The 12,276-nt window shown below is 45.5% G+C and carries 9 protein-coding genes and 4 tRNA genes; 1 reads left to right on the top strand and 12 read right to left on the bottom strand.

Features of this window, described 5'->3' with window-relative positions:
• The 10 genes from R7044_RS13240 to pncC all read right to left on the bottom strand — a co-directional run bounded on the left by R7044_RS13240 (position 1) and on the right by pncC (position 7,550).
• Positions 1 to 73: transfer RNA gene (locus tag R7044_RS13240), tRNA-Arg, on the bottom strand.
• A gap of 85 nt (positions 74 to 158) precedes the next feature.
• A tRNA-Ser gene (locus tag R7044_RS13235) sits at positions 159 to 250 on the bottom strand.
• A 29-nt stretch (positions 251 to 279) separates the two neighbouring features.
• Positions 280 to 356 (bottom strand) — tRNA-Arg (locus R7044_RS13230).
• Between the two features lie 31 nt (positions 357 to 387).
• Positions 388 to 479 (bottom strand) — tRNA-Ser (locus tag R7044_RS13225).
• A gap of 334 nt (positions 480 to 813) precedes the next feature.
• Positions 814 to 1,011: a carbon storage regulator CsrA gene (gene csrA / locus R7044_RS13220; protein ID WP_004415691.1), complete on the bottom strand. Its 198-nt coding sequence runs from the start codon at positions 1,009 to 1,011 to the stop codon at positions 814 to 816.
• Between the two features lie 92 nt (positions 1,012 to 1,103).
• A complete protein-coding gene (locus R7044_RS13215; protein ID WP_033907430.1) occupies positions 1,104 to 2,291 on the bottom strand; it encodes an aspartate kinase in 1,188 nt (395 codons plus the stop codon).
• A 212-nt stretch (positions 2,292 to 2,503) separates the two neighbouring features.
• Positions 2,504 to 5,086 (bottom strand): alanine--tRNA ligase, encoded by a 2,583-nt coding sequence (gene alaS / locus R7044_RS13210; RefSeq protein WP_033907431.1) that lies wholly within the window; start codon positions 5,084 to 5,086, stop codon positions 2,504 to 2,506.
• 142 nt (positions 5,087 to 5,228) lie between these two features.
• On the bottom strand, positions 5,229 to 5,696 hold the full coding sequence (recX, locus tag R7044_RS13205) for a recombination regulator RecX (protein ID WP_017633543.1): 468 nt from the start codon (positions 5,694 to 5,696) through the stop codon (positions 5,229 to 5,231).
• A gap of 127 nt (positions 5,697 to 5,823) precedes the next feature.
• Positions 5,824 to 6,867 (bottom strand): recombinase RecA, encoded by a 1,044-nt coding sequence (gene recA / locus R7044_RS13200; protein ID WP_005380874.1) that lies wholly within the window; start codon positions 6,865 to 6,867, stop codon positions 5,824 to 5,826.
• 200 nt (positions 6,868 to 7,067) lie between these two features.
• Positions 7,068 to 7,550: a nicotinamide-nucleotide amidase gene (gene pncC / locus R7044_RS13195; protein ID WP_005380875.1), complete on the bottom strand. Its 483-nt coding sequence runs from the start codon at positions 7,548 to 7,550 to the stop codon at positions 7,068 to 7,070.
• Between the two features lie 84 nt (positions 7,551 to 7,634).
• On the opposite strand from pncC, the gene mutS reads away from it, so the two are divergent.
• On the top strand, positions 7,635 to 10,196 hold the full coding sequence (gene mutS, locus R7044_RS13190; RefSeq protein ID WP_033907432.1) for a DNA mismatch repair protein MutS: 2,562 nt from the start codon (positions 7,635 to 7,637) through the stop codon (positions 10,194 to 10,196).
• 82 nt (positions 10,197 to 10,278) lie between these two features.
• Here the strand turns inward: mutS and rpoS are convergent, their stop codons facing one another.
• Together rpoS and R7044_RS13180 are read right to left on the bottom strand one after the other, a co-directional pair.
• Positions 10,279 to 11,265 carry an RNA polymerase sigma factor RpoS gene (rpoS, locus tag R7044_RS13185; protein WP_005380887.1) on the bottom strand — a complete coding sequence of 329 codons (987 nt, stop codon included), beginning with the start codon at positions 11,263 to 11,265 and terminating at the stop codon, positions 10,279 to 10,281.
• A gap of 80 nt (positions 11,266 to 11,345) precedes the next feature.
• Entirely contained in the window at positions 11,346 to 12,269 is a 924-nt protein-coding gene (locus tag R7044_RS13180) for a peptidoglycan DD-metalloendopeptidase family protein (RefSeq protein WP_033907434.1), read from the bottom strand.
• Between the last annotated feature and the right edge of the window lie 7 nt (positions 12,270 to 12,276).

Here is a 12,276-nt window from a genome sequence, read left to right as displayed (position 1 = left end):
GCGTCCTGGAGGATTCGAACCTCCGACCGCCTGGTTCGTAGCCAGGTACTCTATCCAGCTGAGCTAAGGACGCGCAGATCTTCTTGCTAAGAAGTTGTGAAGTAAATCACATTCATTTCTTACGAAACAAAAAAAAGGCCATCGGGCCAGTCAATGAATGGCGGTGAAGGAGGGATTCGAACCCTCGATACGGGATAAACCGTATACTCCCTTAGCAGGGGAGCGCCTTCAGCCTCTCGGCCACCTCACCGTTTTCATTGTTATATCTCAAAAGAGATATGGCGCGTCCTGGAGGATTCGAACCTCCGACCGCCTGGTTCGTAGCCAGGTACTCTATCCAGCTGAGCTAAGGACGCACTTTTTGTTGATAAATCAACGTTGCAAGAATGGCGGTGAAGGAGGGATTCGAACCCTCGATACGGGATAAACCGTATACTCCCTTAGCAGGGGAGCGCCTTCAGCCTCTCGGCCACCTCACCGTCTTGCGGAGGCACATATTACGTTTTACCGAAAATATGTCAAACACTTTCTTTGAAAAAATCTACGAAACTGGCTTAACCGTTGCTGATTTAATCAAAGTGACTATTAAACGAACTTTATCACTCTATTATGATGAAAAAAAGAGAGTCTTCTCTGAAAAAAAGACATTTATTTTCAAATAACTTTCTGAAGTTCGAATCAACATTATTGATGAATTCACAGCCATACTCAACACAATAGTTTCTGCAAATTTTCAAAAACAGTAAAAACTAAAAAGGCCAACCCTTCGGTTAGCCTTTTTCATTCAAACTAAGCTCTGTAAACAGGAGCGACTTAGTAGTTACCTGAAGCAACGTTGCCATTGCCTTTTTCAGCTTGAATGCGCATGTAGATTTCTTCACGGTGAACTGAAACCTCTTTCGGAGCGTTAACGCCGATACGCACTTGGTTACCTTTAACACCTAGTACAGTTACAGTCACTTCATCACCAATCATCAGTGTTTCGCCTACGCGGCGAGTCAAAATTAGCATTCTTTGCTCCTTGAGTAATCTCTAAATTTTCTTGCTACAAAGCTATTATCCAACAAAAGTTATATTTTCGTAAACTACCTTGTTAGCGAAAATCAGCCTAAAAAGGCATGTTTTTGTTGAATGTTTAATGCTTCACTAGACGTAATGTAAGCATCATGCAGAATGTTTGCTGCTGTATCCACACATTCGGGTGCTAAAACTAGCATCATAGTGAGTGCATTCGTTGCGCTGAAATTGATCTCAATATCTCGCTTTGCCAACAAATCGCATGCGTGCTCTACCATTCCATTGGCCTCAAGCCCCACTGCGGTCAACAGGCTTACCACTTCACTATTACGGATTTTGTCGCTGAACACCAGATCGAACTTGGCACATGCATCTTGTTTTATCATGATACCTGCCCGTTCTGTTTCCTCGATCACATTCCAAATGTCGATACCCAACATCTGACATTGTTTTGTAGCACTAGATAAATGTTCTTTATCGACTTCGATTATGGCAAGGTCACGTTGAATGGCTATACCAGAGACGGCTTGATTGCCTAACTCCCCCTTTACCAGACTGCCTTCATTAACATCAAATGTCGAAAGCACGCGCAGTGGCACATTATTCTTCCATGCAAATTGCACTGAAGGTAAATGTAATACTTTCGCGCCTCGGCTTGCCATCGCTTCCATGGAAGGAAAATCGATAACCGCCAATTTTCGCGCGTTTTTCACTACACGTGGGTCACAAGTATAAATACCATCAACGTCGGTAAAGATTTGACACTCATCAGCGCGCAATGCGCCTGCCAGTGCCACTGCGCTCGTATCTGAGCCACCTCGACCTAATGTGGTGATATCCCCGTTCTCATTCACACCTTGAAAGCCTGCAACAATCACGATTTGGTCTTGCTCAAGCAACCCCAGAATTGTCTTAGTATCAATGTGTTTAATCGTTGCGTCATTGTGTTGATTATCCGTCACAATATTCGCCTGTGCTCCGGTAAGCGAGCGTGTAGCATGACCCAATTTATTGAGTGTCATTGCTAACAGTGCCATTGACACTTGCTCACCAGCAGAGAGCAAAACATCAAGTTCTCGAGCTGTAGGCACGCTATCTATCTGTTTAGCGAGGTCCATCAGTCTGTTTGTTTCGCCTGACATTGCAGACACGACAACAACAACTTGATTGCCATCATTTTTCGCCTTAATGATGTGTTCAGCAACTTGGTGGATTCTTTCAATTGAACCCACTGAGGTTCCGCCAAACTTTTGCACGATAAGGGGCTTTTTCACCAGTCTTCACCTTCCCAAGACCGAAGTCTCTTTAGAACTGCTTACATCTTCAGTATTTCCTTTTAGAAAAATTATATAAGCAGTAGTTACAACAAAAACCAAATAGCCTAAATGGCTCGGTTAACTTTTGGTCAATTAAACCACTTGGCTGCTAAAAAAAATTACGCTCAATCAAAGAAACTTGATTGAGCGTAATTTTAGTAGTTAAAAGCTTATAAGCGCTCTTCTAACCAAGGCTGAACTGTTTTAATTGCCTCTGGTAGTGCGGCTACATCAGTACCACCAGCTTGAGCCATGTCAGGACGACCACCGCCCTTACCACCGACTTGCTCAGCAATCATCTTAACTAGATCTCCGGCTTTTACTTTACCAGTTAGATCTTTAGTCACACCAGCAATCAAGCCAACCTTGTCACCTGTTACGTTGGCAAGCAGTACGATACCAGACCCCATTTGGTTCTTGATGTCATCAACCATAGTACGTAGGTTCTTGCTGTCAGCGCCTTCAAGAGCTGCGACTAGAACTTTTGTACCATTGACTTCAACCGCTTTGCCCATGATGTTAGCGCTTTCTGCTGCCGCCATCTTATCTTTTAGCTTCTGCACTTCTTTCTCTAGCGCTTTTGCTTTCTGTGCAGATTCTGCCAGTTTCTCTTCGTACTTCGCGTTTTGAGCTTCAATAGCGTCTAATGCAGCCTCGCCTGTTACCGCCTCAATACGTCGAATACCTGCAGCAATGCCGCTTTCTGAAGTGATTTTGAATAGGCCAATATCACCTGTGCTTGATGCGTGAATACCACCGCAAAGCTCTGTCGAGAAGTCACCCATAGACAATACGCGTACTTCGTCGTCGTACTTCTCGCCGAATAGAGCCATTGCGCCTTTCTTCTTAGCTGACTCAATGTCCATCACGTTGGTTTCAATCGTGTGGTTGCGACGAATTTGCGCGTTAACTAGGCGCTCAACTTCTTTCAACTCTGCTGCGGTTACGGCTTCTAGATGCGAGAAGTCGAAACGTAGGTTGTCTGCCTTCACCAATGAGCCTTTCTGCGTTACGTGCTCACCTAAAACTTGGCGTAGTGCTGCGTGTAGCAAGTGCGTTGCTGAGTGGTTTAGAGAGATAGCTGCGCGACGCTCTGCGTCAACGATAGTTGCTACTTCATCACCTTTCGCTAGAACGCCTTCTGCCATTACACCGTGGTGCGCGATTGCGTTACCTAGTTTTTGAGTGTCCTCAACGCGGAATACACCAGACTCAGTACGGATTTCACCAGCGTCACCACACTGACCGCCTGACTCTGCGTAGAATGGTGTTTCACCAAGTACGATGATTGCTTTGTCGCCCGCAGATAGCGAATCTACTTCGTTGCCTTCAACGAACATCGCTGCTACAGAACTAGAGCCTTTAGTACCTGTGTAACCACAGAATTCTGTTTGCGTATCAACTTTGATTGCTGCGTTGTAGTCAGTACCGAAGTTACCCGCTTCACGCGCACGTTGACGCTGCTCTTCCATCGCTTTCTCGAAACCTTCTTCGTCGATTGCGAACTCACGCTCACGTGCTACGTCGTTAGTTAAGTCAGCTGGGAAGCCGTAAGTATCGTAAAGTTTAAATACGGTTTCGCCGTCTAGTACTTTACCGTCTAGGTTATCTAGTGCTTCGTTTAGAATCGCCATACCGCGCTCAAGTGTACGACCAAAGTTTTCTTCTTCGATACGCAGTACTTTTTCAACCACAGCTTGTTGACGCTTCAGCTCTTCACCAGCCGTACCCATGATGTCAGCTAGAACGCCAACCAACTTGTGGAAGAATGCACCTTGTGCGCCCAGCTTGTTACCGTGACGAACTGCGCGACGGATGATACGGCGTAATACGTAACCACGACCTTCGTTTGAAGGCATAACGCCATCCACGATCAGGAATGAACATGAACGGATGTGGTCAGCGATAACGCGTAGTGATTGGTTTGATAGGTCTTCGTAACCGATCACTTCTGCTGCTGCTTTGATAAGAGCTTGGAATACATCAATTTCGTAGTTTGAGTGAACGCCCTGCATGATTGCAGAGATACGCTCGATACCCATACCAGTATCTACCGATGGTTTTGGTAGCGGTTCCATAGTGCCGTCTGCGTGACGGTTGAACTGCATGAATACGTTGTTCCAGATCTCGATGAAACGGTCACCATCTTCTTCAGGCGTGCCAGGACGGCCACCCCAGATGTGCTCACCGTGATCGTAGAAGATTTCAGTACATGGACCACAAGGGCCAGTGTCGCCCATTTGCCAGAAGTTATCAGACTCGTACGGCTTGCCGCCTTCTTTATCACCAATGCGAACAATACGATCAGCGGGTACGCCAACTTTCTTGTTCCAGATGTCAAACGCTTCGTCATCGGTTTCGTAAACAGTTACCAATAAACGATCCGCTGGCAGTTTAAGAACTTCGGTTAGGAATTCCCAAGCAAAGGAGATCGCATCTTCTTTGAAGTAATCGCCAAAGCTGAAGTTGCCTAACATTTCAAAGAATGTGTGGTGACGAGCAGTAAAGCCAACATTTTCTAGGTCGTTATGTTTACCACCAGCACGTACGCAACGCTGAGCCGTAGTCGCTCGAGTGTAGGCTCGTTTTTCTAAGCCTAAGAAACAATCTTTAAATTGGTTCATACCTGCGTTTGTGAACAGCAGGGTTGGGTCGTTATGTGGAACTAACGATGAACTTTCTACGATTTGGTGTCCTTTGCTCTCAAAGAACTTGAGGAACGCGTTACGAACCTCATCAGTGCTCATGTACATGCAGCTCTTCCTGAAAATAGTCGAGTTAGAATTTTGCCGTATTGTAGATCATGCAAACAGCTGAGACTAGTTTTCTTGAGGAAAAGAGGGAGTAGGAGAAAAAATTTGAAGCAAAACAAAAATCAGTGCGGACGACTGACCGTTAATCTTCGTCCTCAAAGCTCAGCGCGTAGCTGATTTGGTCAAAACTGTAGCCACGATATTGCAGAAAACGAACTTGTTTTGCGTACTCTTTTTGGTCTTTGGCTTTAATACCTTTGAATTTCTTTTCTGCCGCCTGTTTAGCCAGTTCAAACCAATCTTGCGGCTCTTCAGCCATAGCTTGCTCAATCACCGACTCCGCAACACGCTTCTGGTTTAACTCTTGACGAATTCGACGCTCTCCATGTCCTTTGTATACATGCTGTCTAATTTGACTCTTCGCGTAACGTAAATCATCTAAATAGTTATGGTCTAGGCAAAAATTAATTGCGATGTCGATGTCTGATTCTTCATAGCCCTTCATCGATAATTTTTGGTAAAGCTCATACTGACCATGATCGCGACGGCTAAGCAATTGTATAGCAGCCTCTTTGCTCGATAATGTTGGCGCCTGGCGTTTTTGGTACATGATGATCCTAAAAGTATTTTTGCTGTACAGGCTCTCAATGGCCTTTGTGATAATTCGATTTTTGATTTCAATAGATACAACAAAGCCCCGCATTGCAGGGCTTTGTCATTTATTAATCTATGAGAGATTAAAACTCTTCAGCTTGCTCTGGCGCTTCACCAGCTTCAGGCGCTTCCGCAAGTGCTGGCGCTAGCAACATTTCACGCAGTTTTGTATCGATAGTTTTAGCCACTTCAGGGTGCTCACGCAGGTAGTTACATGCATTCGCTTTACCTTGACCAATCTTATCGCCATTGTAGCTATACCAAGCACCGGCTTTTTCAACTAACTTGTGCTTCACACCTAGATCGACAAGTTCACCTTCGCGGTTAAAGCCTTGGCCGTACATGATTTGTGTGTTTGCTTCTTTAAATGGTGCTGCAATCTTATTCTTAACAACTTTGATGCGCGTTTCGTTACCTACGACTTCGTCACCTTCTTTGATTGCGCCAGTACGACGGATATCTAGACGAACAGAAGCGTAGAACTTAAGTGCGTTACCACCTGTTGTTGTTTCTGGGTTACCAAACATCACACCAATCTTCATACGGATTTGGTTGATGAAGATACACATACAGTTAGACTGCTTTAGGTTACCCGTTAGCTTACGCATTGCTTGAGAAAGCATACGTGCTTGCAGACCCATGTGGCTATCGCCCATTTCGCCTTCGATTTCTGCTTTCGGTGTTAGCGCTGCAACAGAGTCGACAACCATAACATCGATAGCACCAGAACGTGCAAGTGCGTCACAGATCTCTAGCGCTTGCTCACCTGTGTCTGGCTGAGAAACTAGCAATGCATCGATATCTACGCCAAGTTTCTTCGCGTATACAGGATCTAGAGCGTGCTCTGCATCGATAAACGCACAAGTTTTGCCTTCACGTTGCGCAGCAGCAATAAGCTCAAGCGTTAATGTTGTTTTACCTGAAGATTCTGGGCCGTAGATTTCTACGATACGACCCATTGGTAGACCACCAGCACCCAAAGCGATATCAAGAGAAAGAGAACCCGTTGAGATGGTTTCTACGTCCATTGCGCGGTTATCACCAAGGCGCATGATAGAGCCTTTACCGAATTGCTTTTCAATTTGACCTAGCGCAGCGGCGAGCGCTTTCTGTTTGTTCTCGTCCATTACTTTCTCCGATTTATTCATCTTCTTTGGGCGACGAATAGTAATTCATTTTTCTTAAGCAGAAGAACTGCTCAGCAATGAAAGTTATTATACTGTTGATTCATACAGTGTCCATACCTGTATGAAAAAAATTTGGCTGACCTAAAGTCGTGATTTGCTCTAGCCCTTATCAATGCTGGGCTAAAACAATTTAAGAAATTCTAGAGTAGATGTTGATACAATTGAGTCAGCGCATGCTCGACCGCTTTTTTGCGAACTTCTGCACGGTCACCAGTAAAATGCATGGTTTCGACTTGCTGCCAACTTTGGTTATCAGCAAAAGCAAAGCAGACCATGCCGACTGGTTTCTCTTCACTGCCACCCCCCGGCCCTGCAATACCACTGATGGACACACCGATGGTCGCATTGGAGTTTTTCATTGCACCCTGTACCATTTCAATCACAACTGGCTCACTCACTGCACCATGCGCTTCTAACGTTGAAGCTTGCACACCAAGCATCTCCATTTTCGCTTCATTACTGTAGGTGACAAACGCACGGTCAAGCCACGCTGAACTACCAGCAATGTCAGTAATGGCGGTTGCAACACCACCACCAGTGCATGATTCTGCGGTCGTTAAAAGATGCCCGTGTTTAGCCAATAATGCGCCTAAATCGGCACTCAATTTTGTTGTTTTTTCCATAGCCAAAATGCCCTTTGTCTCTTTTTACTTGATAGGGATTCACGTATCCTAAGCCGCTACGGAAATAAACAAAAGAACTTACCTGTGAAAGCTGAACAAAAACACACTCCGATGATGCAGCAATACCTCAAGCTAAAAGCTGAGAACCCAGAGATTTTGCTGTTCTACCGCATGGGCGATTTCTACGAACTCTTTTACGATGATGCCAAGCGAGCTTCTCAGCTTCTTGATATTTCATTGACCAAACGTGGTGCGTCTGCAGGTGAACCTATCCCAATGGCGGGTGTGCCATTTCACGCCGTAGAGGGCTACCTGGCAAAACTTGTTCAGCTTGGTGAGTCTGTGGCGATCTGTGAACAGATTGGCGATCCGGCCACCAGCAAGGGCCCAGTAGAACGTAAAGTTGTGCGTATCGTTACACCAGGTACTGTGACGGATGAGGCGCTGCTTTCTGAGCGTGTCGATAACTTAATCGCAGCAATTTACCATCACAACGGTAAGTTCGGTTATGCGACGCTGGATGTCACCTCTGGTCGCTTCCAACTGACAGAACCAGAAACTGAAGAAGCGATGACAGCCGAGCTTCAACGTACCGCACCACGTGAGCTACTGTTCCCAGAAGATTTTGAACCTGTACATTTAATGGCGAGCCGCAATGGTAACCGTCGTCGCCCAGTCTGGGAGTTTGAGCTTGATACGGCTAAGCAACAACTCAATCAACAATTTGGCACAAAAGATCTGGTTGGTTTTGGTGTAGAACATGCGTCCTTAGGGTTATGTGCTGCTGGTTGTTTGATCCAGTACGTAAAAGATACTCAACGTACGGCTTTACCTCATATTCGCTCTTTAACGTTTGATCATCAGGATCAATCCGTCATCCTTGATGCTGCTACCCGACGTAATCTGGAAATTACTCAAAATCTAGCAGGCGGAACCGATAACACGCTAGCTGCAGTACTCGACCATTGTGCAACTCCGATGGGCAGCCGAATGCTGAAGCGTTGGTTGCATCAGCCTATGCGTTGCATTGAAACGTTAAACAATCGTCTTGATGCAATTGGTGAGATTAAAGAACAAGCTCTGTTTGCCGATCTTCAACCAACGTTAAAGCAAATTGGTGATATTGAACGTATCTTAGCGCGCCTTGCATTACGCTCTGCTCGCCCTCGCGATATGGCTAGACTTCGCAATGCCATGCAACAGCTACCAGAGCTAGAATCTGTCACCGCTTCTTTGACCCATCCGTACCTAACGAAATTGGCGAAGTATGCAGCTCCGATTGACGAAGTATGTGACCTGTTAGAACGCGCGATTAAAGAAAATCCGCCGGTTGTTATTCGTGATGGTGGCGTCATCGCTGAAGGCTACAATGCGGAGCTCGATGAATGGCGAAAATTGGCAGACGGTGCAACAGAATATCTTGAGCAGCTTGAGCGAGATGAGCGTGAACGACACGGTATCGATACGCTTAAAGTAGGCTATAACAACGTTCATGGCTTCTTTATCCAAGTGAGCCGTGGCCAGAGCCATTTGGTTCCACCGCATTATGTACGTCGCCAAACACTCAAAAACGCTGAACGCTACATCATCCCAGAGCTTAAGGAACACGAAGACAAAGTACTTAACTCGAAATCTAAAGCGTTAGCACTTGAGAAACAGTTGTGGGAAGAACTGTTTGATCTATTGATGCCAAACCTTGAGAAGCTGCAAAACCTAGCTTCTGCTCTGTCTCAACTAGATGTATTACAAAACCTTGCAGAGCGTGCAGATTCGTTAGATTACTGCCGCCCAACGCTTGTGAAAGACGCAGGAATTCACATTCAAGCTGGCCGTCATCCAGTCGTAGAACAAGTAACAACAGAGCCGTTCATCGCGAACCCAATTGAGCTTAACCCAGCCCGTAAGATGTTGATCATCACCGGTCCAAACATGGGTGGTAAATCAACCTACATGCGTCAAACTGCGCTGATTGCATTGATGGCACATATCGGCTCTTATGTACCGGCAGAATCCGCACAGATTGGTTCTTTAGATCGTATATTTACTCGTATTGGTGCATCAGATGATCTTGCATCTGGCCGCTCGACCTTCATGGTAGAAATGACCGAAACAGCCAATATTCTTCACAACGCAACTAAGAACAGTTTGGTGCTAATGGATGAAATCGGACGCGGTACTAGTACTTACGACGGTCTGTCTTTAGCTTGGGCAAGTGCGGAATGGCTCGCAACACAAATTGGTGCGATGACCCTATTTGCAACTCACTACTTCGAATTAACAGAGTTACCGAACCAACTGCCAAACTTAGCGAACGTTCACTTGGATGCCGTAGAGCATGGAGACAGCATTGCCTTTATGCACGCAGTTCAAGAAGGTGCGGCAAGTAAGTCTTACGGCTTGGCTGTTGCGGGCTTAGCTGGCGTACCAAAAACGGTCATCAAAAATGCGCGTAACAAGCTATCTCAGCTAGAGCAACTGGGGCAAAACAGTGACACACCGCGTCCAAGTGCAGTAGATGTGGCTAACCAGTTGAGCCTGATTCCAGAGCCTAGCGAGGTCGAACAAGCTCTGTCAGGTATTGATCCTGACGACTTAACGCCACGCCAAGCTCTTGAAGAGCTGTATCGCTTGAAGAAGATGCTGTAAACAGACTCACACCGACGAGCAAAAAAGAAAAAAGGCTAGGGGGAACCATAGCCTTTTGTGTATCTAGTGAAATACGGATTACTTAATCGTCTTCTACGTTAAACAAGTTTTCCATATTCAAACCTTGTTTGATTAGGACTTCACGAAGACGACGTAAACCTTCCACTTGTATTTGACGTACTCGCTCACGTGTCAGACCAATCTCTCGACCAACTTCTTCCAGCGTCGAAGGCTCGTAGCCTAGTAGGCCGAAGCGACGTGCAAGCACTTCTTTCTGTTTCGGATTCAACTCTTCTAACCAATGAATCAACGATGATTTGATGTCGTCATCTTGAGTCGAAACTTCTGGATCAGAGTTGTTTGCATCAGGAATAATATCCAGCAGCGCTTTCTCACCGTCACCACCGATTGGCGTGTCGACAGAGCTAATACGCTCATTAAGGCGTAACATTTTGCTTACGTCTTCGACTGGAATATCTAATTGAGCAGCAATTTCTTCTGCGGTCGGTTCGTGATCGAGCTTTTGAGAAAGTTCACGCGCAGTACGCAGATAAATGTTCAGCTCTTTCACTACGTGGATAGGTAGACGGATCGTGCGAGTTTGGTTCATCAACGCTCGCTCTATCGTTTGTCGGATCCACCATGTTGCGTAAGTAGAGAAACGGAAACCACGTTCTGGGTCGAATTTTTCGACCGCTCGGATCAAGCCGAGGTTACCTTCTTCAATCAGATCGAGTAGTGCTAGACCACGGTTACTGTATCGACGAGAAATCTTAACAACCAAACGTAGGTTACTTTCGATCATACGTTTGCGTGCCGCTTCGTCGCCACGTAGGGCGCGTCTTGCGTAAAGCACTTCTTCTTCGGCAGTAAGTAAAGGTGAGAAGCCAATTTCGCCCAAATACAACTGAGTTGCATCTAAGCTTTTACTGCTCGCGTCAAATTCTTCACGCGCAGTCGCTTTGCTTTCTGTGGATGATGATCTTTCGAGTTCGTTATCAATGGTCTTCACTGACGCATTGTCAAATGCAAACTCTTCAACTTTGGTTACTGTGTTGCTGATACTCATAACGCCTCCCCCTGGCGAGTTAGCAAGACATGACAACTCAATATGTCGCTAAATGATGTCGCAAGTTGTTTTTCAAAGTTTTAAGGCAAATAGCGTTTTGGATTCACTGATTTACCTTGATAGCGAATTTCAAAGTGTAGTTTGACCGACTTTGCACCTGAACTACCCATGGTGGCGATTTTTTGTCCGCTTTTTACGCTTTGTCCTTCTGTGACCAGCAGTTTGTCATTATGTGCGTATGCGCTTAAATAATTGTCGTTATGCTTTACTATAATTAAGTTGCCATAACCTCGTAGCGCATTGCCTGAATAAACGACTGTGCCGGCTGCGGTTGAAACGATAGGTTGACCACGCTGTCCTGCGATGTCGATACCTTTATTTCCCTGTTCTCCCGCCGAAAAGTTCTTGATTACTCTCCCTTTTGTTGGCCACAACCACTTTGAGACTTTATCACTCTTTACTGTGGTAGTTGGCGATTTTTGCTTCACTTTTTGGTTGTCTTTTGAACCAACATACTCCTTTGTTTTCGATTGTTCAACCTTCTTTGGAGGCTGTTTTTGTACGACTTTAGGCTTAGTCTCTGTAGGTTTTTGACTAGAGTTTTTACTCGAAGGTTTAGGTTTAGAGGCTGTTGATGTTTTCGTCACTGGAGCTGGGGGTGTCGTAACAACAGGAGCCACAACGGGTTCAACTTTTTGACCATATTTAGGGGCGACATATTTCGGAGCCCAAAGTTTTAGCCTCTGTCCTGGGTAGATAGTGTAAGGCTGAGTTAACTCATTGTAACGAACAAGATCATTTACATCTTTATCTGTGACATAAGCTATGAAGTAAAGTGTATCGCCTTTTTTTACCTCATAATAACTCCCTCTGTAACTCCCTCTTTCAAGGCTTGAATAGTCTTTTTTTAGGCTAGAGACAGGTGCAGGGGAATGCGCTGCACAACCAACTAGTCCTGCAGCAAACACAAAGCTAATACCAATATGACGTAGTAACTTATTCACCTATCCC

This window comes from Vibrio sp. 1402 (assembly GCF_033340275.1).
The sequence above is the reverse complement of the archived record's forward strand: the minus strand, read 5'-3'. Positions and strand labels throughout refer to the sequence as shown.